Annotated in this window: 25 protein-coding genes and 1 pseudogene; 13 read left to right on the forward strand and 13 right to left on the reverse strand. The window is 45.2% G+C overall.

Features of this window, described 5'->3' with window-relative positions; genetic code table 11:
• Nucleotides 1–4 precede the first annotated feature (4 nt).
• Nucleotides 5–1,423 carry a CCA tRNA nucleotidyltransferase gene (locus tag LZG73_RS00160; protein ID WP_233845466.1) on the reverse strand — a complete coding sequence of 473 codons (1,419 nt, stop codon included), beginning with the start codon at nt 1,421–1,423 and terminating at the stop codon, nt 5–7.
• Between the two features lie 92 nt (nt 1,424–1,515).
• Here LZG73_RS00160 and LZG73_RS00165 point away from each other — a divergent pair, with 92 nt between their 5' ends.
• Both LZG73_RS00165 and LZG73_RS00170 read left to right on the forward strand, forming a co-directional pair.
• A complete protein-coding gene (locus LZG73_RS00165) occupies nt 1,516–1,785 on the forward strand; it encodes a hypothetical protein (protein WP_233845467.1) in 270 nt (89 codons plus the stop codon).
• Nucleotides 1,760–2,107, forward strand: coding sequence for a DUF6516 family protein (locus LZG73_RS00170; RefSeq protein ID WP_233845468.1), 348 nt, complete (start codon nt 1,760–1,762; stop codon nt 2,105–2,107). Before LZG73_RS00165 ends, LZG73_RS00170 begins: the two co-directional genes overlap by 26 nt.
• Nucleotides 2,108–2,267: 160 nt before the next feature.
• On the opposite strand, the gene LZG73_RS00175 is transcribed toward LZG73_RS00170, so the two are convergent.
• The 4 genes and pseudogenes from LZG73_RS00175 to LZG73_RS00190 all read right to left on the reverse strand — a co-directional run bounded on the left by LZG73_RS00175 (nt 2,268) and on the right by LZG73_RS00190 (nt 3,929).
• On the reverse strand, nt 2,268–2,630 hold the full coding sequence (locus tag LZG73_RS00175) for a type II toxin-antitoxin system HigA family antitoxin (RefSeq protein WP_233845469.1): 363 nt from the start codon (nt 2,628–2,630) through the stop codon (nt 2,268–2,270).
• A gap of 3 nt (nt 2,631–2,633) precedes the next feature.
• Nucleotides 2,634–2,759: pseudogene (locus LZG73_RS00180) on the reverse strand (type II toxin-antitoxin system HigB family toxin); the annotation flags it as partial.
• 17 nt (nt 2,760–2,776) lie between these two features.
• Nucleotides 2,777–3,148, reverse strand: coding sequence for a globin (locus tag LZG73_RS00185; protein WP_233845470.1), 372 nt, complete (start codon nt 3,146–3,148; stop codon nt 2,777–2,779).
• Between the two features lie 7 nt (nt 3,149–3,155).
• On the reverse strand, nt 3,156–3,929 hold the full coding sequence (locus tag LZG73_RS00190; RefSeq protein ID WP_233845471.1) for an AMP nucleosidase: 774 nt from the start codon (nt 3,927–3,929) through the stop codon (nt 3,156–3,158).
• 50 nt (nt 3,930–3,979) lie between these two features.
• Here LZG73_RS00190 and LZG73_RS00195 point away from each other — a divergent pair, with 50 nt between their 5' ends.
• Complete coding sequence (locus LZG73_RS00195) at nt 3,980–4,429, forward strand: type I restriction enzyme HsdR N-terminal domain-containing protein (RefSeq protein WP_233845472.1); 450 nt, start codon at nt 3,980–3,982, stop codon at nt 4,427–4,429.
• Between the two features lie 82 nt (nt 4,430–4,511).
• Here the strand turns inward: LZG73_RS00195 and LZG73_RS00200 are convergent, their stop codons facing one another.
• Both LZG73_RS00200 and LZG73_RS00205 read right to left on the reverse strand, forming a co-directional pair.
• A complete protein-coding gene (locus LZG73_RS00200; RefSeq protein WP_233845524.1) occupies nt 4,512–5,123 on the reverse strand; it encodes a YceI family protein in 612 nt (203 codons plus the stop codon).
• Between the two features lie 78 nt (nt 5,124–5,201).
• Nucleotides 5,202–5,660, reverse strand: a complete 459-nt coding sequence (locus tag LZG73_RS00205) for a MarR family winged helix-turn-helix transcriptional regulator (RefSeq protein ID WP_233845473.1) — start codon at nt 5,658–5,660, stop codon at nt 5,202–5,204.
• A 165-nt stretch (nt 5,661–5,825) separates the two neighbouring features.
• On the opposite strand from LZG73_RS00205, the gene LZG73_RS00210 reads away from it, so the two are divergent.
• From LZG73_RS00210 to LZG73_RS00220, 3 genes are all read left to right on the forward strand, one after another.
• The gene (locus tag LZG73_RS00210; RefSeq protein WP_233845474.1) at nt 5,826–6,404 is read left to right on the forward strand and encodes a Maf family nucleotide pyrophosphatase; all 579 of its coding nucleotides are present in this window, start codon (nt 5,826–5,828) and stop codon (nt 6,402–6,404) included.
• A 31-nt stretch (nt 6,405–6,435) separates the two neighbouring features.
• Nucleotides 6,436–7,947, forward strand: coding sequence for an alpha-amylase family glycosyl hydrolase (locus LZG73_RS00215; protein ID WP_233845475.1), 1,512 nt, complete (start codon nt 6,436–6,438; stop codon nt 7,945–7,947).
• A 90-nt stretch (nt 7,948–8,037) separates the two neighbouring features.
• Nucleotides 8,038–9,048 carry an SMP-30/gluconolactonase/LRE family protein gene (locus LZG73_RS00220; protein WP_233845476.1) on the forward strand — a complete coding sequence of 337 codons (1,011 nt, stop codon included), beginning with the start codon at nt 8,038–8,040 and terminating at the stop codon, nt 9,046–9,048.
• On the opposite strand, the gene LZG73_RS00225 is transcribed toward LZG73_RS00220, so the two are convergent.
• Nucleotides 9,049–9,594: a hypothetical protein gene (locus LZG73_RS00225; RefSeq protein WP_233845477.1), complete on the reverse strand. Its 546-nt coding sequence runs from the start codon at nt 9,592–9,594 to the stop codon at nt 9,049–9,051.
• Between the two features lie 12 nt (nt 9,595–9,606).
• Nucleotides 9,607–10,182 carry a porin family protein gene (locus tag LZG73_RS00230; RefSeq protein WP_233845478.1) on the reverse strand — a complete coding sequence of 192 codons (576 nt, stop codon included), beginning with the start codon at nt 10,180–10,182 and terminating at the stop codon, nt 9,607–9,609.
• Nucleotides 10,183–10,296: 114 nt separating this feature from the next.
• On the opposite strand from LZG73_RS00230, the gene LZG73_RS00235 reads away from it, so the two are divergent.
• On the forward strand, nt 10,297–10,806 hold the full coding sequence (locus LZG73_RS00235; protein ID WP_233845479.1) for a GtrA family protein: 510 nt from the start codon (nt 10,297–10,299) through the stop codon (nt 10,804–10,806).
• On the opposite strand, the gene LZG73_RS00240 is transcribed toward LZG73_RS00235, so the two are convergent.
• The 4 genes from LZG73_RS00240 to LZG73_RS00255 all read right to left on the reverse strand — a co-directional run bounded on the left by LZG73_RS00240 (nt 10,803) and on the right by LZG73_RS00255 (nt 14,361).
• On the reverse strand, nt 10,803–11,987 hold the full coding sequence (locus tag LZG73_RS00240) for an acetyl-CoA C-acyltransferase (RefSeq protein WP_233845480.1): 1,185 nt from the start codon (nt 11,985–11,987) through the stop codon (nt 10,803–10,805). The genes LZG73_RS00235 and LZG73_RS00240 overlap by 4 nt on opposite strands.
• Before the next feature lie 105 nt (nt 11,988–12,092).
• Nucleotides 12,093–12,344, reverse strand: a complete 252-nt coding sequence (locus LZG73_RS00245; protein WP_233845481.1) for a DUF6814 family protein — start codon at nt 12,342–12,344, stop codon at nt 12,093–12,095.
• 44 nt (nt 12,345–12,388) lie between these two features.
• Nucleotides 12,389–13,924 (reverse strand): MFS transporter, encoded by a 1,536-nt coding sequence (locus tag LZG73_RS00250; RefSeq protein ID WP_233845482.1) that lies wholly within the window; start codon nt 13,922–13,924, stop codon nt 12,389–12,391.
• A 155-nt stretch (nt 13,925–14,079) separates the two neighbouring features.
• Nucleotides 14,080–14,361, reverse strand: a complete 282-nt coding sequence (locus LZG73_RS00255; protein WP_233845483.1) for a hypothetical protein — start codon at nt 14,359–14,361, stop codon at nt 14,080–14,082.
• Between the two features lie 151 nt (nt 14,362–14,512).
• On the opposite strand from LZG73_RS00255, the gene LZG73_RS00260 reads away from it, so the two are divergent.
• The 6 genes from LZG73_RS00260 to LZG73_RS00285 all read left to right on the forward strand — a co-directional run bounded on the left by LZG73_RS00260 (nt 14,513) and on the right by LZG73_RS00285 (nt 21,427).
• Nucleotides 14,513–15,247: a carbohydrate-binding family 9-like protein gene (locus tag LZG73_RS00260; protein ID WP_233845484.1), complete on the forward strand. Its 735-nt coding sequence runs from the start codon at nt 14,513–14,515 to the stop codon at nt 15,245–15,247.
• A 46-nt stretch (nt 15,248–15,293) separates the two neighbouring features.
• Nucleotides 15,294–16,397, forward strand: coding sequence for a lactonase family protein (locus LZG73_RS00265; RefSeq protein WP_233845485.1), 1,104 nt, complete (start codon nt 15,294–15,296; stop codon nt 16,395–16,397).
• Between the two features lie 191 nt (nt 16,398–16,588).
• A complete protein-coding gene (locus tag LZG73_RS00270) occupies nt 16,589–17,809 on the forward strand; it encodes an aminotransferase class V-fold PLP-dependent enzyme (RefSeq protein WP_233845486.1) in 1,221 nt (406 codons plus the stop codon).
• A 41-nt stretch (nt 17,810–17,850) separates the two neighbouring features.
• Nucleotides 17,851–19,101 (forward strand): amidohydrolase/deacetylase family metallohydrolase, encoded by a 1,251-nt coding sequence (locus LZG73_RS00275; RefSeq protein ID WP_233845487.1) that lies wholly within the window; start codon nt 17,851–17,853, stop codon nt 19,099–19,101.
• 33 nt (nt 19,102–19,134) lie between these two features.
• Nucleotides 19,135–20,877 (forward strand): c-type cytochrome, encoded by a 1,743-nt coding sequence (locus LZG73_RS00280; protein WP_233845488.1) that lies wholly within the window; start codon nt 19,135–19,137, stop codon nt 20,875–20,877.
• A gap of 121 nt (nt 20,878–20,998) precedes the next feature.
• Nucleotides 20,999–21,427, forward strand: coding sequence for a cytochrome c (locus LZG73_RS00285; protein ID WP_233845489.1), 429 nt, complete (start codon nt 20,999–21,001; stop codon nt 21,425–21,427).
• Nucleotides 21,428–21,432 lie beyond the last annotated feature (5 nt).

The following is a 21,432-nucleotide window of genomic DNA, read 5'->3' on the forward strand; positions in this document are numbered from 1 at the left end:
CAAATTATGATTGTAAAGTTAAGCCCATTTTTTCGCCCTCATTCACCATGTAAGCGAATGCAGGCTCAAACTCATTGGGAATAATTCCTTCCAAAATGGCTTCCCGGACCATTTCTTTAATGATGCCGACTTCTTTGCAAGGTTTCAAGCCAAAAGCTTCCATAATCATCTCACCGGTGATCACAGGTTGAAAGTTGCGCAATTTGTCGCGTTCTTCAAGATCCTTCAACTTTTGTTCCACCAGATCAAAATTGTGCAGAAAGCGCTTCACTTTATCCGGATTTTTGGAAGTAATGTCCGCACGACAAAGCTTCATTAACGCTTCAATGTCCTCGCCGGCTTCGACCAGCAAACGCCGCATTGCAGAATCCGTGATTTCTTCTTTAGACAAAACAATGGGACGCAAATGCAGCCGAACGAGCTTTTTGACAAACCGCATTTTCTCATTAAGCGGCAATTTCATCCGTCGGAAAATTACCGGAACCATCCGCGCGCCCACTTCTTCGTGATTATGGAACGACCAGCCGACGCGCTTATCGAATTTCTTGGTGGCAGGCTTCGCAATGTCGTGCAAAATGGCCGACCAGCGCAGCCAGAGGTCATTGGTGTGTTGAGACACATTGTCCAAAACCTGCAAAGTGTGGTAAAAGTTATCCTTATGGCCCTTCCCGTCAATCGTTTCCACACCAAGCAATTCGATCATTTCGGGAAAAATAATTTGCAAAATGCCCGCGTGATAGAGCAACTTGAAACCGTAAGAAGGCGTCGGGGAAAGAATTATTTTATTCAACTCATCCGAAATCCGCTCCATGGAAACGATTTCAATGCGGTCTTTCATTTTAACGATCGCGTCGAATGTATCCGGCTCAATGTCAAAATTAAGTTGGCTTGCAAAGCGGATCGCACGCATCATGCGCAACGGATCATCGGAAAATGTAATCTCGGGTTCGAGCGGCGTGCGAATGATCTTCTTTTTCAGGTCGCGGATGCCGTCAAATGGGTCAACAAGCTCACCGAATGCAGTTTTGTTGAGACTAATGCCCATTGCATTGATTGTAAAATCTCGCCTGTTTTGATCGTCGCTTAGCGTCCCGTCCTCCACGGCTGGCTTCCTCGAATCTGCCCGATAAGATTCTTTCCGGGCGCCTACAAATTCAATTTCGAGATCTCCTTGTTTAATTTGAGCCGTCCCGAATGTCTTATAAATGCTGACAAAAACATCCGGTCCCAGCTGCCCGGCAACCATTTCCGCGAGCTCAATGCCGCTGCCAATGGAAACGATGTCAATGTCCTTACTATTCCGTTTGAGTATCAGGTCCCTTACAAATCCGCCGATCACATACGCCTCCACACCCAGCTCCGCCGCAGCCTTCGCCACAATTTCGAGTATCGGATACTGGATTAACTGCTCTTTAAAATTCATGCGGCAAAGGTAAAGAACTTAACTAATCTGTGATAAAACTTGTTTAACCTTTCGGAATATTTAAATTTGTTAACATCGGCTTCAAAAATATTATGCTTACGCTGACTAAAAAACAAATCGGCAACTGGGTTTTGTTAGATTACTTAGCCCAAAAACAGCAGTTTCAAGAAAAAATCACTTTTCTTGAAAATAAATATAATTCCGGTTTAGAAGCATTTGAAATTGAGATTGAAAACGCTGACTCAGAAGATTTTAAAGCGTGGGAAGATCTCATAGAATGGAAAGCTTATACTCAGTTCCTATCAGAAATTGATTCAAAAATAGCTGATATCAGGAATGGAGATTTTCAAATGGCTGGATGACAAAAGCCTTGTTGCGGCTTATACAATCAATGACTTTCGAGAGCTTTCAGAAAGCTATTATTTAAATCTGGAAATCAGGTTTAAGGATGACAGCATACTGTATGTCAAAGAATTTATAGAGCCAACGCGCCGAAAATATGCCTTTCATTGGCAGAAGAAAACCGGAGAATTAATTGTCCGCTGGGACAATGCACCGCACTTTCCTCAACTATCCACATTTCCTCACCACAAACATTTCGGCAACGGTTCCGTCGAAGAAAGCACTGATATTTCAATTGAAGATGTTCTCATGTACATTCAAAAAGCTTTAAAAACTTACTAAAACCGCTGCCACCAAACCGATCAATAAACATACGCCTCGACACCCAGCTCCGCCGCAGCCTTCGCCACAATTTCGAGTATCGGATACTGGATTAATTGCTCTTTAAAATTCATGCGGCAAAGGTAAAGATTTCTTGTTCTGCCTGACTTGGAGAATAAAATTATCGGGTGAGCTGATAGTCGCCAATGAGGCTGTTGGCTGATAAATGTAGTCGCGATGCCAGATTGCGGATCATTTCTACGCTTAACTTCCTCTTTTTATTTAAAATTTCAGAAACCCTGCTTTTCCCTCCGATCGCATCGATAAGATCCACTTGTTTTAATTGCATTTCTTCCATCCGAATTTTGATTGCTTCAATGGGATCGGGCGCTTCGATCGGATAATGTCTGTGCTCGTATTCATCAATGAGCAGCGCTAACACATCCGCCTCGTCGCTTTCGGGCGAACCTGCTTGCGCGTCAAAAAGGATTTCCATGCGATCGAGCGCCGCCTGATAATCTTCTGTTGTCTTAATGAGTTTCATAAATTAAATCGAGTTAGCGTCAATGCGATCATATTCCTGGTGGGTTCCAATAAAACGGATAAATGCCCATTGTTTCTCAAAATTGAACTTTACGGTCAGCCGGTAAGCATTGCCTTTTACATTACCCACGCAAAAAACCTACTCCATCAACTATTCACCATAAAAAACGCTGTTCTGGGGAATCTGTTGAATAACTCATCCTTTAATTCCTTGCTGATGGAAAGGCTTCCTACGGCTGAGAACATGCATTGCAGCCAGGCGATGGCGTCGTCTTCCGTGATGACGTGCGGCATGTGGCGGGCGCGCATCATGGGGTGGCCGTGGACGTCGGAGTAAAGTTGCGGGCCTCCTAGAAATTGGGTCAGGAAGAGGCGTTGTTTTTCTTTAATCTCATCTTTATCACTTTTGAAAAGTCTGGAAATGAGTTCGTGTGAAAAGACCAGATCGTAGAATTTATCGGTTAATTGCCTGAGCGCGGCGTCGCCGCCAATGCGCTCGTAGAGAGAAGCTTCATTCATTTTATAATCAATTTTCGAACCGTAAATGCTTCACTGACGCCCCGGATCTGGCCAGCTCTGTCAGTGACTCAATGCCAATATCGAGGTGCATTTTTACATAATTGGTCGTTACTTTTTTGTCACTGTCTTCCGTTTTCACACCCTCCGGAACCAGCGGATTGTCTGAAACCAACAACAATGCGCCATGCGGAATAGAATTGGCGAAACCGACTATAAAAATAGTCGCCGTTTCCATATCAATAGCGATTGCGCGAATGTCGCGGAGATATTCTTTGAAACTGTCGTCATGCTCCCAAATCCTGCGGTTGGTTGTGTAAACCGTCCCCGTCCAGTAATCCATCTTGTGCTTTGCAATGCTAGCCGAAACCGTGCTTTGCAACCGAAACGACGGCAATGCCGGAATTTCCGAAGGCATGTAATCGTCGCTCGTTCCTTCCCCGCGAATGGCGGCAATGGGCAGAATCAAATCCCCAACCTGCGTTTTTTTCAGACCACCGCATTTACCCAAAAACAAAACAGCCTTTGGATTAATGGCTGATAACAAGTCCATTACGGTGGCAGCCATCGGACTTCCCATTCCAAAATTAATGATCGTAATGTCCTTGGCCGTAGCCGTTTGCATGGCCCGTCCCTGCCCTTTCACCTGCACATCAAATTTCTCCGCGAACATGGTCACATAATTCCCAAAATTGGTTAACAAAATGTAACTCCCGAACTCTTCAACAGCCGTGCCCGTGTAGCGCGGAAGCCAGTTTTCAACGATTTGTTCTTTGGTAGTCATGAAATCTCTAAGTTTATTGGCTGCCTTTGCTGCGATGCGTATCTTCGTTCATGGAATCTCTGAACCTCCCTGAATTCGCTTACAAAGTTAAGCAGGTTAACGGGAAACCGCATATTTTCGACATCATACGCAGGAAATTCGTCTCGCTTACACCGGAGGAATGGGTCAGGCAACATTTTATTCATTTGCTCATTACCGAATACGGTTATCCCAAGTCACTCTTCGCCGTGGAAACCGGCATGCAATACAACACACTGGCCAAAAGAACAGACATTATGATTTTGTCGGGCGACTCCCTTCCCTTTCTTTTGGTTGAATGCAAAGCGCCTTTCATTTCCGTGAATGATGCCACTTTTGCCCAAATAAGCCGGTACAATTTCACTTTACAACCTCAATATCTGGCCGTTACCAATGGATTAAGCCATTATTGCTTCCAAGCTGTGAATGGACAAATCCACTTCCTCGACGACTTCCCAAAATACCGCGAATTAAACAATTAAATTTATTGGCTTAAAAAACGAAAACCTGCCCGACAAGTGTCGGACAGGTTAATACTATTAGCCATGAAAATAAAAAAGTGAATTATTTTGCAGCAACCAATTTCACGTCAATTGTGAAATCGTCGTTGATCATTTTATCTCCCAAGTTTTCAAAGAAAGACTTAGAGTTGTATTTAATATCATATTTCGAACGGTCAACAACCAATGTTCCAGTTGCTTCCGCACCGGCAGCAGTTGTTTTAACCGTTACAGGGAAAGTTACAGGCTTTGTGATTCCTTTGATCGTAAGATCGCCAGTTACTTCGTAAACGCCTGTTGATTTTGGAGTTGCTTTTGTTACCACGAATGTAGCATTCGGGTGTTTTGCGACTGAAAAGAAATCATCTGATTTCAAGTGACCGATCAATTTTGCATTGTATTCTTTGTCCGTAAGGTCCGTACAAGTAATGCTGGTCAAATCTGCAACGAATTTTCCGCCAGTCAATTTAGCGCCGTCCATTGTGATTGTTCCTTCTTTCAAAGCAATTTTGCCAGTGTGCTCGCCAGTCACTTTTTTACCCAACCAGGTAAGTTCACTTTTAGCGGTGTTTACTTTAAGATTTGTAGCTTTTTTGCCATTGTCTTCTGCTGAAACCGATGCAGAAACGAAAAGGGCAACTGTTAGAGAGGCGATAAAAAATTTCACAGATTTCATTGTAGTTTTCATTTTTGAATTAATTGATTGTTTAATTATTGGGTTATTCATTTCATGGTAATTCTCTAATAATCAGCATTAACTGTCCGACTCGCGAAGCTTATCAAGCAACGCACTCACTTGTTCTGCCTCCTCAGCCGTGAGCACATTGAAGCGGTTTTCCCATTCCTCCACGTGCGGATCAAGTTCTTTGAGCAATTGCAGTCCTTCTTCGGTGATCACAACATCCACTGCGCGCCTGTCATTGGGACAAGACGAGCGTTTAGCAAGGTTTTTAGCCAACAATTTGTCGACCAACCGCGATGTGTTTGAATTTTTATCCAGCATTCTTTCGGTAATATCACTTACCTTGATCGGCGTCATTTGCTGACCGCGTAAAATGCGCAAAACATTATATTGCTGACTTGTGATGTCGTATTCTTTGAAAAATTCCAGTTGCTTGTATTCCAGCCAATTGCTCGTATAAACAAGGTTCAATGCGAGGCGCTGATAGACGCTTCGAAATTTTTTTTGTTTGATATCAGTTTCAATGGACATGTTAACTGGCAAATGTAAATTATGATGTATATACATTTAATGTTGTAACATCTATTTGTGCGGGATTGGTTTCATTTGATAAAAAGATTTTAAAAAAAGTTCTTGAAATCCACTTAAAACGCTTCCTAAACGCCGTAAAAGAACCTTATATAAATTTTTACATTAATGATATTGCTAAAAAAGCCTCTTATCCTGGCATCCAATTCTCCAAGACGAAAGCAATTACTGACAGATGCAGGTTTCGATTTTACAGTTGAAGTGCTTCCAACGGATGAAAGTTATCCCGCCGATTTGCCTGCCGAGCAAGTTGCCGATTACATTTCCAAAGGAAAGGCACAGATGTTTTTGAATGCACGACCGGATTCCCTTGTCTTAACCGCAGACACCATCGTCGTTGCGGATCACGAGATTCTGGGAAAGCCGGCAGATGAGCGCGAAGCCTTCAAAATGTTGCGCAAGCTTTCTGGCAAAAAACACATAGTAATCACTTCCGTAAGCTTGTTAGCTGGCGAAAGCATTCAAACTATTTCTGATGTTGCCGAAGTATCTCTGCGTGAATTGGAAGATTGGGAAATAACTTATTATATTGAACAATACAAACCTTTCGACAAAGCAGGCGCTTATGGCATTCAGGAATGGATCGGGATGACGGGTGTTGACAGAATTGAAGGATCATTTTATACGATTATGGGCTTGCCGGTGCACATTGTGTACGAGATGTTGAAGCCTTATTTTACCAAATAACCGACTAATGCCGCAATGAGGCGTGTTTCCAATGATTGCAGATAAGTCAAAGTTTGTCCCGCGCGTTTGTTACGAGATTTTTGTCCGCTCTTTTTGCGATTCAAACGGCGATGGAATTGGTGATATCAATGGCATTATCTCAAAACTGGATTACCTGAACGAGCTGGGCATTGAGGCGATTTGGCTCACGCCGATCCATCCCTCGCCGAGTTATCACAAATATGATGTGACCGACTATTATGCCATTGAGCCCGAATATGGCACAATGGACGACTTCAAGCGCTTGCTGGATGCCGCTCACGCGCACGGGATTCACATTTATCTTGACCTGATCATTAACCACACCAGCACGCTGCACCCTTGGTTTTCGGAAGCGCGAAAGAGCAATTCGAATGAATTCCGAAATTTTTACTGGTGGATGACGCCGCCGCAAATTGAAGCGCTGGGCATTTCAACGCGCGAAACTTCCGACGATTCACAAGTGGTTTATCCATGGCATGAAAACCTGGAAGATCCTGAAAAATATTATGGCTTGTTTTTCAAAGGCATGCCGGATCTGAATTATCATTCCGAAGCATTGCGCGACGAACTTGAAAAAATCATCCGATTTTGGCTCGTTGAAATTGGTGTGGATGGTTTCAGGCTGGACGCTGCGAGGCACATTTATCCCGATTGGGAGAAGCATTTGAGCATTGAATTCTGGCAGTATTTTTCAAATATCGTGCAGGAAGTGAAGCCCGATGCATTCACAGTTGGCGAAGTTTGGGCGGAAACGGAAGAGGTGGCACCCTATTTCAGATATCTGGACGCGACCTTTCATTTCGACCTGAGTTTTGCTTTGCAACGGATGCTGATTGGCGAAAGGGATGAGGAAATTGTTGAAAAACTCCAAGCGAGTTATGCGCTTTTTGAAAAATACAATCCCTTGTTTGTGGACGCCATTATGCTGACCAATCACGATCAGGACCGCATTGGCAGCGTCACGGGAAATCACAAAGCGAAGATCAAAATGGCTGCAAGCATTCTGCTCACTTTGCCCGGTCAGCCTTACATTTATTATGGAGAGGAAATCGGCATGCTTGGCACAAAGCCCGATCCCTACATTCGGGAGCCGTTTCTTTGGACAAATAATGAGCCCGAAAGTGGAAACACAAGCTGGATTGAAGCGCAGTTTTCAACAACCGACACCGTGGCGCCATTAGAAATCCAGCAGGCCGACCCGGAATCTGTTTTCAATCATTACCGCACCTTAATTCAGCTTCGCAAATCGGAGCCGGCGCTGGCGCAAATCTTCGCACCCAACCTGCATCGCGTGTGTCTGCACGACAACCAAATGCTCGCATATCTGCGCCCCCATATAGATAAGTCACTGATTATCATGCATAATTTAAGCCAATTTTCAAAACCGATTTTAATGCCCGCGGATAAAGCCGACTTTGTTCATATTGTTTTCTCAAATGATCCACAACACAGCGAGCTCTTGACAAAAATGGAACTCGCCCCTTATTGCAGCCTGATTCTGGCTTCCATTCCCAATCGCTAACTCGCTTTCTCGCAGCTAAACAGTAGGTTAGAATTACTTTTCTGCTTTACAGGGCATTAATCTCTTCCATTCACCCTTACGCACGAAAAGATGAAGCTCCGCTATTTGGCCATATTTTTCCTTTTAATTAATTCTCAAATTTCTTTTGCCCAAAAGTCATATCCGACGATGGGAAGGGTCATTTATGAGGACGCCGCATTTGAAAAATTGCTCTCGAAAGATGCAAAAATTGAAGTGCTCGCTTCCGGTTTTGAATGGTCCGAAGGCCCGGTTTGGGTGAAGGACAGCAGTTTTCTGTTGTTTTCTGATGTGCCCAAAAACAAAGTTTATAAATGGGACGAAAAAAGTGGGTTGTCGGTTTTTCTGGAACCTTCGGGTTATACGGGAAGAGGTGTTTACAGCGACGAACAGGGAAGCAACGGACTCATTATTGACAGCAAAGGCCGTCTCGTTTCATGCGAACATGGTGATCGCCGCATTTCAGCATTGCCATTGAAAGGAGGAGGAAAAATCACGCTTGCCGACAATTTTGAAGGAAAGCGGTTTAATAGTCCAAATGATGTCGCAGAGCACTCCAATGGCAGTTATTACTTCACAGATCCGCCTTATGGGATGGCCAAAAAGCATCAGGACCCAAATCGGGAAACTGATAAATTTGGCGTTTATCGCATTGCAAAAGATGGAAAAGTAAGCTTGCAAATTCCAGACCTCACCCGACCGAACGGATTGGCTTTCTCACCGGACGGCAAGATGCTCTATGTCGCCCAATCCGACCCTGAAAAGGCCGTGATTATGGCTTACAATGTGGATGAAGGCGGCAATGTTGGAAAAGGAAAACTGATATTCGATGCAACGCCAATGGTGAAAGCAGGGAAAGCCGGCTTACCCGATGGTCTCAAAATTGATAAAGACGGCAATCTTTGGTCTTCCGGGCCCGGAGGAATGTTGATCCTGACGCCTGCCGGAAAACTCCTGGGCAGACTGGAAATGGGCGAACTCACCTCCAATTGCGCCTGGGGCAATGACGGCTCAACGCTTTACATGACCGTGGACGGTTATATTTGCAGGATCAAAACGAACACCAAAGGCGCTGGCTGGTAATCAGCGATTTTCAACTTTTCTCACTGAACGCAGGTCACTTTCAACATCTCTTTTTACCGACGTCCAATTGGTTTTGCCATTGCGATAAATGTTGGTGTAAGCGCGGTAAAGCACAAGCTGATCCGAGCTGATCCTGTCCAATTGATCTGATAAAAGGTCCTTTTGAGACGTTTTGGCTGTTTTATATTCACTGATTAAAACATTATAACGACTTTCCAGGTTGTCGAGCTCATACAGAACAACCTCCGCTAGCTTGTCCATTTCCTGATACTGCGACACCAGTTGCTGGTTGTAATCAGCACTTCCCGGCGAGCTTGTAATACGTGAATCATCCCTTATGCCGTCTGTCGCAACTTTGTCATAATCCCTTTTGTAAGTGCCGTTGTTGGAGCGATAGTCGGAGTCGTAAGTGCGTTCCGAGCCGTCGCGGCTGCTCGCTGATGATGTGCCGTGTCGCTGGTCATAACGTCTTTGCAATTGCTGAGAACACGACAAGCTAACTACTGCCAGAACAGCCATTAAGCTTATTAAATAGATTTTTTTCACGGGTTTCTGTTGTTAAAAGTTATGTCGTAATCCAATGCTTAGATTGGGATTTAAATAAAAGAATTTTGGAATTAATTCCAGATAGCCACCGCCTTCCACAAATAATGAGGTAGGTTTTTCGGCAAAAAAGAACTCTAAACCAACCGTTACCGATGGTCCGGTAGAAATGTTGGTGGTGTAAACCGACTTCACATTCTTATTCGGATAATAACGCCGCGAATTAACCTGAAAACCCGGGCCGGCATACGCAGTCATACGATCATTTAGAAAATGCGTATACCAAAGATAGGTTGCATTGAACATGATGCCAACGCTGCCAAGGTCGTCGTTGCTCACTTTATAATTGTCCTTGCTTTTAAAAAGTCCAATATAAGTTCCTATGCTGATATCCAATGCATTGCGGTCGCCATATTTCCTGATACTCACCGCATTGGGCTCACCAACTTCTAGCCCCACGGCCCATTTTTGCGTTTGAGCCAAGGCCGGAACGGCACTAAAAAGCAGAAGTGTAAAGAGAATAATGTTTTTCATAGGCGTTTCCAAAATAGCCAATGCAACAAAAATGGTGCCATAATGATGGTGTGCCATTCATGTTTCCTTTCGATCAAAATCAAAGGACGGTTTTGTTTCAGGATCAATTTCTTTCTAATATTGAGCCTCATTTGATTCATTCAGCCGTTTTTCAACAAACTTCAAACGCACGTGGCCGAACCGCAGAACAGTAAAATTTTTAATGCCAAGGATTTAATAGCTTATTTTATCGTCGCGGGGACCGGTGCTGTTATTCAGTTAATTTCCAGTAGTTTAATTCAAGATTGGTTTGATATTTCGTGGAGCGCATCCATCGTTCCCTCCTATCTTGTCGGGCTGATATGGGGCTTTACGCTGACCAAGCTTTTCGCATTCAATGCACGTCAAAGTAATCAGACGCGCCGTGAAATGGTTAAGTTTTTCATGGTCGCAATGGTTTCAATGGTTGTTACCAAAGTTGGAGCGGATCTTTCTTACGAAGTCGTGACCAATTATTTGGGTTATGGCATTTACGAAGCCAAGCTTCCATTTGGTAAGAAAGACGTGAATATTACAGAGATGGCCTGTTACATTTTTGGGCAAGGTTGCAGCTTCGTCAGCAACTATATTCTGCACAAAACCTTCACATTCAAAAGCACTGGCTTTTACGATCGGTTGAAAGAATTGATCAAAGAATCTTAAAGTCTTTCAACGATCACAGCAGACGCTCCGCCGCCACCATTACAAATCGCTGCGAGGCCAAACCTGCCATTATTTTTCTCCAAAACATTTAACAAAGTCGTGACAATGCGTGCGCCGGAAGCGCCAAGCGGATGTCCGAGCGAAACTGCTCCTCCAAAGACATTAACCTTATCCATGTCCAATTCCAGCACATTGATATAAGCGAGCGCGACAACGGCAAAAGCCTCATTTACTTCAAAGTAATCAATATCAGAGAGTGACATTCCAGCTTTTTTAAGTACTTTTTGTGTGGCAAGAATTGGTGTTGTGGTAAACCAGGCAGGCTCCTGCTCAGAGTCGGCATAAGCTACGATGCGGGCAATTGGCTTGAAATTACCAGAATTTACAAACTCGCTGCTACAAATCACGAGTGCAGCGGCGCCATCGTTGATCGTAGAAGCATTCGCGGCCGTTACAGTCCCATCCGTTGAAAATGCAGGTTTCAGTAACGGAATTTTCTCGAACTTCACTTTTTTGTATTCCTCATCTTCGGAAACAATAACCGCATCACCGCCCTTGGGCGACGGCACTTCAACTGCTGCAATCTCATTTTGGAAAAATCCATTAGCAGTCGATTCTGCACTCTTTGTGTAGGAACGAATGGCGAATGCGTCCTGATCCTCTCGCGAAATGTTGTATTTGGTTGCGGTCCGGTCGCCGCATAAGCCCATGCCTATTTGGTCGTAAACGTCTATAAGTCCATCTTTTAGCAATCCGTCGATTATTTCACCGTTTCCGTAACCATAACCATTTCTGGCTTTTGGCAAATAAAACGGAACCTGCGACATGCTCTCCATGCCGCCCGCCACAATCGCTTTCGCATCTCCCGATTGAATGGCTTGGGCACCAAACATCAGCGCCTTCATGCCCGAAGCGCACACTTTATTGACGGTTGTGGTAATTACGCTCTCGGGAAGTCCGGCATACAATGCGGCTTGCCGCGCAGGCGCCTGGCCAAGATTGGCAGAAATTACATTGCCCATAATTACTTCCTCCACCTGGTCAGCGGATACATTTGCTTTTTCTAAAGCGGCCTTGATCGCGGTTGCGCCAAGCCGGGCGGCGTGGACGGAGGATAAGCTTCCACCAAAACTGCCGATTGGCGTTCTGGCTGCGGACAAAATAAAAACCTCTTCTTTCATGATCCAGGATCGTCTGTTGATATGATCAAAAATAGAAACTATCCAGCCAAATCCACATCAACGAGCGGGAAATCCACAAAAGAAGCAAATTCCTATGTAATTTTTTTAAAGTTCCGACGAACTGGATGGCAACTTGTCATACTCACCTTTCCAGCCATAAAAGCCGAAAATGACAAGCCCTGCACAAATTGGAATAAAAACTAAAATGATGATCGACCATTGCAGCGTTGTGTTCGTCCGCGCGATGCCCTCGGTTGCAAGCGCAATTTTTTCACTGGCCTGCATGATTAAAAAGATGATAATAACCGGCCCAAGCAGCATCCAGATTATTCCTAAAAATTTCTTTAAATCATTCATAATAAATATGTTAGTCTCTATTTTATCTCTAAAAAAACACGCAATCAATCCGCAACATGCTCTTCGCGTTTGTTATCAATGTAAACGGCTCCAATCACAAACGAAAGTGCTGCAATGCCAATCGGATACCAGAGTCCGGACAACGGCGTAGAACCGCTGAATGAGGCGACCAATGTTGCAATAAACGGCACAAGTCCACCAAAAACGCCATTTCCAATGTGATAAGGAAGCGACATGGAAGTGTAGCGGATTTTGGTTGGAAACAATTCAACCAAAAAGGCCGCAATGGGTCCATAAACCATCGTTACCAACAAAACCTGGAAAAAAACCAGCGCAATGATAATGATATAAGTTGACCTGGTAAGCGTCACATCTTTGATAACGGTCTGCGGCTCAGGCAATGGTGCAAGCACATCGTCCGGGATCACAACGATGGTCGCTTCCTTGAATGTCATGCCACTGTTCAATGTTTTGAATGTTGTTGTGGTGATCAGGGAATCCTTTGTGTCCTTGATCAACGTCCGCTCAACCACCGGCTCGGACGCACTTTTAAGCTCCGTCTTTTGAAACTCTTTGACATTGGTCGCATCAATAAAATATTGGTAGATCGGTCGATAACAGAGCACACCAAGCAACATTCCGGTCAGCATAATCCATTTGCGACCCACCTTATCGCTCCACGAACCAAAAATCACAAAAAATGGAGTTGCGAAAAGAATTGCCCAAAGCAGCACATAACGGGATTCGTTAAAATCAAGTTTACACGTATTTTCCAGAAAAGACTGCGCGTAAAACTGGCCCGTATACCAGACAACCCCCTGCCCCATCGTTGCTCCAAACAATGCAAGCAAAACCATTTTGAAGTTTGCGCGTTTTTGAAAACTCTCCTTTAAGGGATTTGTCGAGACCTTGCCTTCCGCTTTTAATTTTGTAAAAACAGGCGATTCATGCATTTTCATCCGAATGTAAATGGAAACGCCAACGAGCAAAATAGATACCAGAAATGGAATGCGCCACCCCCAGTCAGCAAATGCTTCCGCTCCTAACATGTTCTTGGTTAGCACAATAACCCCCAGCGAAAGGAACAAACCCAATGTTGCAGTCGTCTGGATCCAGCTTGTGAAAAAGCCGCGTTTTCCAACGGGCGCGTGTTCAGCCACATAAGTTGCGGCTCCGCCATATTCCCCGCCCAATGCGAGGCCCTGCACCAATCTCAAAATCAAAACAAGGATCGGCGCGGCGTAACCAATGCTGGAATAGGAAGGAATTAAACCAATCAGAAAAGTGGAGCCGCCCATTAAGACAAGCGTGAGCAAAAACGTGTATTTACGTCCGATGAGATCACCCAAACGACCAAAAACCAATGCACCAAACGGCCTGACAATAAAACCAGCAGCAAAAATAGCCAGTGTGTTGATCAAGGCAGAAGCTCCGGCATCGCTGGGAAATAACTGTTGACCAATGATGACCGCAAGGCTGCCAAAAATGTAGAAATCATACCATTCGATTAAAGTACCAAGGGACGAAGCTGCAATTACCTGGGTAATGCTTTGGGTAACATTCTTTTCTGTGGACTGCATGGGTTAGGTAAAGTGAGGACAATAATCTTCCTTATTTAGCTGGAAAAGCGCCGGGTAGAATATCATTACTCATTGCGTCCACAAAAAAGCCCCGGGACGATCGGTCCCGGGGCTTGCCATTTTCTGCTGAAAGCAGCTATTTTGAGACGCAAAAGTTATAGCGTATCGTCATCTTCATCATCTTCCAGGTCAACGATTTCGTCGCCATCAACAATTACCGGCTCTTCATCGTCAAGCAAATCATCGTCTTCATCGTCAACTGCATCCGCTGGAAGCACATCGTCGGCGTCATCATCGTCGTCGTCACCAATCAAATCCGGATCGTCAGCGACTGAGCGGGTTTGCTGTGTATTTTGTGGAAAATCCTGGAATACAGGCGCCTCTAAAATTGGCTTGCTGGTATCAGCTATTGCGGGTTCTCCTCTTTCGCGTATCATAATATTTTACAGTTAAAAGGTTTTTGTTCAATACAGCCTTCCATTAAATAATCATTCCAAAGATTATGTGGCGATTTGGTAATATGTAAAAACCTAATGAACTTGCCATAACCTGCTTCGGCGGGACCAATTCAATCCTAAACCATAAATAATGTTTAAAAGATATGTCCTCCTGCTCTTGTGGGCAGGAATTTTAGCGGGCACCAATGCGCAGGCGGAAATCCCCGATTCGTCGTTGGTGATCAAAAAAACAACCGATTTCAAGATTAATGGCGAAGGCAACGCGGCCAACTGGTCCACAGCCAAGGCTTTTGAGATCACTGTCCAAAAAGGCCCAAACCAAGCCGCGCCGGGCAAACAGTTTACCACCAAAGTCAAAATCCTTTATTCTGAAAAAGGCCTTTATTTCCTATTCGACTGCACAGATAAGAAGCTGACAACGACCATTATGGAAGATTATGGCCTGCTGTTTAAGGAAGATGTCGTAGAAGTTTTCTTGTGGCCTGACACGACGGTGCCCATTTACCTTGAATACGAGCTTTCGCCGCTGGATTACGAGCTGCCCATTATCATTGCCAACATCAAAGGCAAAACCGAAGGCTGGAAAGCCTGGCATTACACCGACCGCAACCGCGTGCAGCACGCAACAAGCGCGCAAGGCGGCCAGAAAAAAAGTATGGCGTCGGTTGAAGGATGGAAAGCGGAGTTTTTTATTCCGTATGCACTCATGAGTCCAATGGTGACATCCGCACCCAAGTCGGGGACGAAGTGGCGGGGAAATTTTTACCGAATCGATTACGACGCTAAAACGGCCTATTACTCCTGGCAAAAAACGGGCGGCAGCTTTCATGAGTTTAGCAAATTCGGCACATTGATATTTGAATAGAAACCAGTTAAGACTTCTCGTTATCATCCACAAACATTCCTGCCCCATGCGCAAAACCATCTTCACATTCATTTTACTAATCTCCGCGATCATGACATTTGCACAAAAATCCGGACAAAAAGAGATCCTTTACATTGGCACATACACCCAAAAAGGTGAAGGAATTTACGTCTATGAGTTTGATAGAAGCAACTTGTCTTTCAAGGAATTACAGGTTTTGACTAATAAAAACAGCCCATCATTCCTTGAATTTCATCCCAATAAAAAATTCCTTTATTCTGCGAATGAAGGAAACAACACGGTTTCTTCGTACGCCATTGATGCGGCCGGAAAGCTGAAAACGCTGAATTCAAAATCATCGCTCGGTAAAGGCCCGTGCCATGTGAGCGTGGACCCCAAAGGAAGGTTTTTATATGTTTCTAACTACGGCAGCGGACAATTAGGCGTTTATTTGTTGAACAGCGACGGAACGATCGGTGTAGCGGCAGACAGCATTCAGGACAAAGGCGCAGCTTCTCAGAAACCGCATATGCATTCGGTTATTCCTTCTGCGGACGGCAAATTCATTTACGCTTCTGACTTAGGCATTGACAAAATCATGGTGTATGCTGTGGATCCAAAGACAGGCAAATTAACGCCCGGAGCTGTGCCTTATGCCGAAGTGAAGGCTGGCGACGGCCCGCGCCACTTTGCAATTCATCCGAGCGGGAACTTTGGTTATTCGGCTTGCGAGCTGGCCTCGGTTGTCAATTCCTTTAAAATCGTAAAAAACTCAGGCGCGCTCGTGCCTTTGGAACGCGTTACGATGCTTCCAGCGGATTTTACAGGGAAAAGTTTTGCGGCGGACATTCATTTTTCACCTGACGGCAAATTCCTTTACGCGTCCAACCGTGGTCATGAAAGTTTGGCGATTTATGCCGTCGACGCCCAGACAGGCAAACTAACCGTTGCCGGACACGCTGAAACGCATGGCAAACACCCGCGTAATTTTATGATCGATGAAAAAGGCGAGCTTGCCATTGTGACCAATCGGGACAATGATAATGTGGTATTTTTCAAAAGAAATGCCCAAACGGGTCAGCTCACTTACACTCAAAAAGAAATCAGCATTCCTACGCCGGTTTGCGTGAAGCAGCTTTTTCTTGACTAAATATTCTGCACCGAATTAAAAGGACGTTAAAATTTACATTGACCAAAGTTTATTTTATAATTTTCTGAATTGGTAAAAAATAATCTTTGCAAAAAGAGTATCAGCATGCATTTCCTGCATCCTTACATTTGTTGATCCTTTCAAAGTCACTTTTAGAACCCTTATCATTAATCCAAGTCCTTTCCAAAATCATGATAAACCGTAGAGATCTTATTAAACACCTTTCCGCTTTTCCTTTGCTGGGCGGATTTTTGGGCAATGGCAGTGCCGAAGCTGCGACTTTCGCTGCTAAACTTCCCGTGAGAAATCTGGCCAAGGAACTAGGCATCCGAACTTTTATTAATGCTGCGGGTACCTACACGGCTATGACCGGTTCGTTGATGCAGGATGAGGTTGTGGAAACGATCCAGGGTGCGGCGAAAGAGTTCATGATGCTGGACGAAGTGCAAACCAAGGTTGGAGAAAAAATAGCTGCATTAACCCACGCCGAGGCGGCCGTGGTTACGGCTGGCTGCTTTTCTGCATTGACATTGGGACTGGCCGGCGTATTAACCGGAATGGATCCTAAAAAAGTGGAAGCATTGCCGCATTTGGAAGGCACCGGAATGAAGTCCGAAGTGATCATTCAGAAGGGCCATAATATTGGTTATTCGCATGCATTGACGAACACAGGTTGCAAAATCATTGAAATTGAGACGGTTGAAGAATTACAAAAAGCCATTAACGAGAAAACAGCTCTGCTTTGGTTCCTGCATATTCAATCGGATAAGGGACAGATTAAGCATGAGCAATGGGTTGAAATCGCGAAAAAGAATGGCATTGCGACCATGATCGATATGGCTGCAGATGTGCCGCCGGTGGAAAACCTCTGGCGATTCAATGATATGGGCTTCGATCTTGTGTGCGTTTCGGGAGGAAAAGCCATGCGCGGGCCACAAAGCGCGGGCATCCTGATGGGCAAAAAACATCTGATTGACGCAGCAAGATTGAGCATGCCGCCACGCGGTTCAACCATCGGGCGAGGCATGAAAGTGAATAAGGAAGAGATTCTCGGCATGTATGTAGCGTTGGAAAAGTTTGTGAAGATGGACCACAAGAAAGAGTGGAAAATGTGGGAAGACCGTGCTGCAGTGATCAGCAATGCAGCAAAAAGCGTGGCGGGTGTGAATGTAGAGACATTTGCGCCTGAACTCGGAAACCACACGCCTACACTCAGAATTTCGTGGGACGCAGCCAAAGTAAGTCTGCCTGTGAAGTTATTGCAGGAAAATATGCGCAAAGGCGATCCATCCATCGAAATCATGCCGGGCGAAAACAACACATTGACCATTACAACCTGGTGCTTGAAGCCGGGCGAAGAAAAAATTGTAGCAACCCGCCTGAAAGAAGAATTGTCCAAGGCGGTTGTTTAAGACTTTGCATTACCGAATACTATTCCTAAGCCCTATAAAAAATGAAACACAAATTTCTGCTTATCATTTTACTGATATGCTGTCAAAGCTCTGTTGTTAACGCGCAAACTTACAGCATATTGATCAAAGGCGGAACGGTGATTGACCCTAAAAATAACCTCAACCAAGTGATGGACGTGGGGATATTTGAAGGAAAGATCAAGAAGGTTGCCAAGGACATTGATCCGAAGGAAGCCCGACAGGTCGTGGATGCCAAAGGCATGTATGTCACGCCCGGCCTCATTGATATGCACGGACACGTGTTTTTTGGAACGCAACCAGACCATTATTTAAGTAATGGTCTGGTTGCGTTACCGCCCGATGGCTTTACATTTCGCGTAGGCGTCACCACGATCGTGGATGCAGGCGGCGCGGGCTGGGAATCATTTCCGGAATTTAAAAAGAATGTCATTTTCAGCTCCAAAACGCGGGTTCTTTCCTTCCTGAACATTGTGGGAGAAGGCATGCGCGGCGGAAATTACGAACAGGACACGAGCGACATGAATCCGGAGCTGGCTGCCGGCGTTGCGCTTAAAAACAAGAATGACATTGTCGGTTTCAAAGTTGCGCATTTTATCGGCAATGACTGGAAACCCGTTGATAATGCGGTTAAGGCTGGCAAATTGGCCAACATGCCGGTGATGATTGATTTTGGCGGAAGCACGCCGCCACTTCCATTGGAAGATTTATTTTTAAAACACCTGCGCCCGGGAGACATTTTCACACACGCATACACATTGCTCGAAGGCAATGTCAGAGAAACCATTGTGGACGAAAAGGCGCAGAAAGTGCGGCCATTTGTTCTGGAAGCACGCAAGCGCGGGATCATTTTCGACGTGGGTTACGGCGGTGCGAGCTTCAACTATTCACAAGCAATTCCGGCCATTAAGCAAGGATTTTACCCCAACACCATCAGCACGGATCTTCATACGGGCAGCATGAACGGCTCCATGAAAGATATGCTGAGCATTATGTCCAAATTTTATGTCATGGGTATGGATCTGCCAGCGGTTATCAAAGCCAGCACCTGGGCTCCGGCGCAAGTCATTAAGAGAGAAAACCTGGGCCACATGTCTGAAAACGCAATCGCCGACGTCGCCATTTTTTCTATGCGAAAAGGAAATTTCGGTTTTTATGACAAAACCGGTTTTAAAATGGAAGGCAAAGAGAAGCTGGAATGTGAAATGACGATTATGGGCGGCAAAATCGTCTATGACCTCAACGGCATCGCAAATCCCATTTACCTAAAATAAGCTGACGCAATCCTAAACTCCTCCTCTTGACCAATGCGTTATAAATCGTTCAAACTTTCAGCTTCCATTTTGGTGCTTTTTGCTTTGGGTTTTACCGGGCGTGGGATTCAACAAAATGGAGTTATCAATGATAAAAATGGCGGATTATTCCTGCCGGATGGCTTCGAGGCGACTGTGGTTGTGGACAGCTTGCCGGGTCGTGCGCGACATCTTGCAATCAATGACAACGGCGATATTTATGTGAAAGCAAGGTTTGCTAAAAAAGGCGAATCCGTCATCGCATTGCGGGATACGAATGGTGACGGGCGTGCAGATGTAATCAAGCGATTTGGTGGCCGGGGTGGCGAAGGCGTTTACGGAACTGCCATGCGGATTTACAATGGTTATCTCTATTTCAGTTCGGAGCTGATTGTTTACCGATACAAATTGAAACCCGGCGAGCTCGTTCCTACAAGCGAAGAAGAGGTTATTTTGACAGACGACCATGCGCACGGCATGCACGAGCACATTGCGAAACCAGTCACTTTTGATGACAAAGGATTTATGTATGTGCCATTTGGAGCCAATTCCAATGCATGTCAGGATGATAACCGCATTCCCTCATCGAGCGGCCTGGACCCCTGCCCGATTCTGGAAGATCACGGCGGGATATGGCGCTTCGATGCCAATAAAAAAGGCCAGTTGCAGAAAGATGGCCTGAAATTCGCCACCGGATTACGCAGCGTTGTAGCGCTTGACTGGAACTTTGCTGACAACAATCTTTATGCAGTGCAGCACGGACGCGACGATTTGCTGCGCCTGTTTCCGCAGATTTACTCACCCTGGCAAAGCGCAATGCTTCCGTCGGAGGAATTTCTACGGATCAAAGAAGGCACGCACGCGGGCTGGCCATATTGTTATTATGACCAAATGCAGGGCAAAAAAGTCCTTAATCCCGAATATGGCGGCGATGGAAACGAAGTCGGGCGATGCGACCAATACGAAAAGCCATTGATCGGATTTCCTGGCCATTGGGCTCCAAACGACATTCTTTTTTACAAGGGAAACCATTTTCCGGACCGCTATAAAAACGGTTCGTTCATCGCATTTCACGGCTCCACAAATCGTGCGCCGTATCCGCAGTCGAGTTATTTCATTGGTTTTGTTCCTTTTGAAAACGGCCAGCCTTCCAGTGATTATGAAGTGTTTGCAGATGGTTTTGCAGGAATAGACCCAATCGTGAATGTAAGCGACGCAGTTTATCGGCCGATGGGCCTTGCTATGGGGCCGGATGGCGCGCTTTACATTGCGGAAACCGAAAAAGGAAAGATCTGGAAAGTTACTTACAAAGGCGATAGGAAGCAGTTTGCGAAAACCGATTTGGTAAAAATGGAAAAAAGGAAATCCATGTCCAACATTCGCACACCGGACATAATCAACGACAATCTGGACAAAGACAAGCCCGTTGCCGGCGGAAAAGTATACAGCGTTTACTGCTCGGCTTGTCATCAGCGCAACGGAATGGGCGATTTGCAGCGCTTTCCTCCACTCGGCGGCGCTGATTGGGTAACTGGTGACAAAGAGCGACTTATAAAAGTATTGCTGAAAGGTTTGGATGGGCCGCTTGAAGTCAAAGGGCAATCCTACAACAATGTTATGCCGCAGCACAGTTTTTTAAAGGATGAAGAAATAGCAGAAGTTTTGACGCATATCCGCCGTAATTTCGGAAACAAGGCGAGCGCAGTCAGTGCCAAAGAAGTTTCGAAAGTCAGGGCAACTGTGGAAAGCATGAATTGACAAAAACGCTTTTCTCCTTCCAACCTCGTTTAAGCGGATATTACTCTCCGGCAATTGAGTGTTCCTTTAAGGGGTTGGAGGGAGAATCGCAAGATTTATAAACAACGTTTCACTTACATTAATGCGCACAAATAACATTTTAGCAGCAAGTGCTGTTATTTTTACCGGCATTGTCCTCGCAGGATTTTCTTCCAAAACCATTGACCAAAAGTTGACCCAGGACCCCTGGAAAGCGCCAGCCTGGGCAGACACGCTGAAAAGTCCGTATCACGAAGAACCGCTTACGCTCGCACAGGGTGAAGAGCTTTTTACATTATATTGTGCTGCTTGTCATGGCGATGCGGGTTACGGCGATGGTGCTGCGGGCGGTGCGTTGGGACAAAAACCGGCCAATTTTCACGACACATTGGTCAAAAGCCAGAGTGACGGGTCTATTTTTTGGAAAATAGCAAACGGTCGCGGCAACATGCCTCCGTTTAAGGACGTCTTTACCGATGAGCAGCGCTGGCAGCTCGTCGCGTACATTCGGCATTTAGGCAAAACTGAATAAAACTG

Source organism: Dyadobacter sp. CY326 (assembly GCF_021390515.1).
Lineage (GTDB): Bacteria > Bacteroidota > Bacteroidia > Cytophagales > Spirosomataceae > Dyadobacter.

What these genes read in the sequence shown, in the direction of transcription:
- LZG73_RS00170 (WP_233845468.1), top strand. Translation starts at nt 1,760, where the DNA reads ATGGAGATTTTCAAATGGCTGGATGACAAAAGCCTTGTTGCGGCTTAT.
- LZG73_RS00185 (WP_233845470.1), bottom strand. Translation starts at nt 3,148, where the DNA reads ATGAATGAAGCTTCTCTCTACGAGCGCATTGGCGGCGACGCCGCGCTC.
- LZG73_RS00255 (WP_233845483.1), bottom strand. Translation starts at nt 14,361, where the DNA reads ATGATACGCGAAAGAGGAGAACCCGCAATAGCTGATACCAGCAAGCCA.
- LZG73_RS00270 (WP_233845486.1), top strand. Translation starts at nt 16,589, where the DNA reads ATGATAAACCGTAGAGATCTTATTAAACACCTTTCCGCTTTTCCTTTG.
- LZG73_RS00230 (WP_233845478.1), bottom strand. Translation starts at nt 10,182, where the DNA reads ATGGCACACCATCATTATGGCACCATTTTTGTTGCATTGGCTATTTTG.
- LZG73_RS00260 (WP_233845484.1), top strand. Translation starts at nt 14,513, where the DNA reads ATGTTTAAAAGATATGTCCTCCTGCTCTTGTGGGCAGGAATTTTAGCG.
- LZG73_RS00265 (WP_233845485.1), top strand. Translation starts at nt 15,294, where the DNA reads ATGCGCAAAACCATCTTCACATTCATTTTACTAATCTCCGCGATCATG.
- LZG73_RS00190 (WP_233845471.1), bottom strand. Translation starts at nt 3,929, where the DNA reads ATGACTACCAAAGAACAAATCGTTGAAAACTGGCTTCCGCGCTACACG.
- LZG73_RS00280 (WP_233845488.1), top strand. Translation starts at nt 19,135, where the DNA reads ATGCGTTATAAATCGTTCAAACTTTCAGCTTCCATTTTGGTGCTTTTT.
- LZG73_RS00240 (WP_233845480.1), bottom strand. Translation starts at nt 11,987, where the DNA reads ATGAAAGAAGAGGTTTTTATTTTGTCCGCAGCCAGAACGCCAATCGGC.
- LZG73_RS00165 (WP_233845467.1), top strand. Translation starts at nt 1,516, where the DNA reads ATGCTTACGCTGACTAAAAAACAAATCGGCAACTGGGTTTTGTTAGAT.
- LZG73_RS00215 (WP_233845475.1), top strand. Translation starts at nt 6,436, where the DNA reads ATGATTGCAGATAAGTCAAAGTTTGTCCCGCGCGTTTGTTACGAGATT.
- LZG73_RS00285 (WP_233845489.1), top strand. Translation starts at nt 20,999, where the DNA reads ATGCGCACAAATAACATTTTAGCAGCAAGTGCTGTTATTTTTACCGGC.
- LZG73_RS00245 (WP_233845481.1), bottom strand. Translation starts at nt 12,344, where the DNA reads ATGAATGATTTAAAGAAATTTTTAGGAATAATCTGGATGCTGCTTGGG.
- LZG73_RS00200 (WP_233845524.1), bottom strand. Translation starts at nt 5,123, where the DNA reads ATGAAATCTGTGAAATTTTTTATCGCCTCTCTAACAGTTGCCCTTTTC.
- LZG73_RS00195 (WP_233845472.1), top strand. Translation starts at nt 3,980, where the DNA reads ATGGAATCTCTGAACCTCCCTGAATTCGCTTACAAAGTTAAGCAGGTT.
- LZG73_RS00250 (WP_233845482.1), bottom strand. Translation starts at nt 13,924, where the DNA reads ATGCAGTCCACAGAAAAGAATGTTACCCAAAGCATTACCCAGGTAATT.
- LZG73_RS00275 (WP_233845487.1), top strand. Translation starts at nt 17,851, where the DNA reads ATGAAACACAAATTTCTGCTTATCATTTTACTGATATGCTGTCAAAGC.
- LZG73_RS00205 (WP_233845473.1), bottom strand. Translation starts at nt 5,660, where the DNA reads ATGTCCATTGAAACTGATATCAAACAAAAAAAATTTCGAAGCGTCTAT.
- LZG73_RS00220 (WP_233845476.1), top strand. Translation starts at nt 8,038, where the DNA reads ATGAAGCTCCGCTATTTGGCCATATTTTTCCTTTTAATTAATTCTCAA.
- LZG73_RS00175 (WP_233845469.1), bottom strand. Translation starts at nt 2,630, where the DNA reads ATGAAACTCATTAAGACAACAGAAGATTATCAGGCGGCGCTCGATCGC.
- LZG73_RS00160 (WP_233845466.1), bottom strand. Translation starts at nt 1,423, where the DNA reads ATGAATTTTAAAGAGCAGTTAATCCAGTATCCGATACTCGAAATTGTG.
- LZG73_RS00210 (WP_233845474.1), top strand. Translation starts at nt 5,826, where the DNA reads ATGATATTGCTAAAAAAGCCTCTTATCCTGGCATCCAATTCTCCAAGA.